At 43.5% G+C, this 1,195-nt stretch carries 1 protein-coding gene; it reads left to right on the forward strand.

Annotation, left to right across the window (positions count from 1 at the left end; all coding sequences use genetic code 11):
- The coding region (locus SLH33_RS12920) for a cadherin-like domain-containing protein (RefSeq protein WP_320419533.1) at positions 1 to 1,195 on the forward strand (1,195 nt) is incomplete at both ends.

The raw sequence follows: 1,195 nt of genomic DNA on the forward strand, positions 1-1,195 counted from the left end.
ACTTGCCAACGATTCAGATATCGATAGTACCATCGATCCTGCTTCGGTAAGCATCTCATCAGCGCCAGCTAACGGAACGGTAACTATTGATCCTGCAACGGGAGAAGTAACCTATACGCCGAATGCTGATTTCAACGGAAATGACTCGTTTGAATATACCGTGTGTGATGATGCAACACCTGCATTATGTGATACGGCTATCGTAAACGTAACGATAAATGCCGTAAACGATGCGCCAGTGGCAACGGATGATAACGCTGCAACTAATGAAGATTCTGCGGTTACTATCAATGTACTTGCCAACGATTCAGATATTGATAGTACCATCGATCCTGCTTCGGTAAGCATCTCATCAGCTCCAGCTAACGGAACCGTAACTATCGATCCTGCAACAGGAGAAGTAACCTATACACCGAATCCTGATTTCAACGGAAATGACTCGTTTGAATATACCGTGTGTGATGATGCAACACCTGCATTATGTGATACGGCTATCGTGAATGTAACGGTGAATGCTGTAAACGATGCGCCAGTAGCAACGGATGATAACGCTGCAACTAATGAAGATACTGCATTTACTATCAATGTACTTGCCAACGATTCAGATATTGATAGTACCATCGATCCTGCTTCGGTAAGCATTTCCTCAGCTCCGGCTAACGGAACCGTAACTATTGATCCTGCAACAGGAGAAGTAACCTATACACCCAATGCTGATTTCAACGGAAATGATTCGTTTGAATATACCGTGTGTGATGATGCAACACCTGCACTTTGTGATACAGCTATCGTAAACGTAACGGTAAATGCTACAAACGATACACCTGTAGCAATAGACGATAACGCTGCAACTAATGAAGATACTGCGGTTACTATCGATGTACTTGCCAACGATTCGGATATCGATAGTACCATCGATCCTGCTTCGGTAAGCATCTCATCAGCTCCAGCTAACGGAACCGTAACTATCGATCCTGCAACAGGAGAAGTAACCTATACACCGAATCCTGATTTCAACGGAAATGACTCGTTTGAATATACCGTATGTGATGATGCAACACCTGCACTTTGTGATACAGCTATCGTGAATGTAACGGTGAATGCTACAAACGATGCGCCAGTAGCAATAGACGATAACGCTGCAACTAATGAAGATATTGCGGTTACTATCAATGTACTTGCCAACGATTCAGAT

The organism is Tenacibaculum sp. IB213877 (assembly GCF_034043975.1).
Taxonomy (GTDB): domain Bacteria; phylum Bacteroidota; class Bacteroidia; order Flavobacteriales; family Flavobacteriaceae; genus Polaribacter.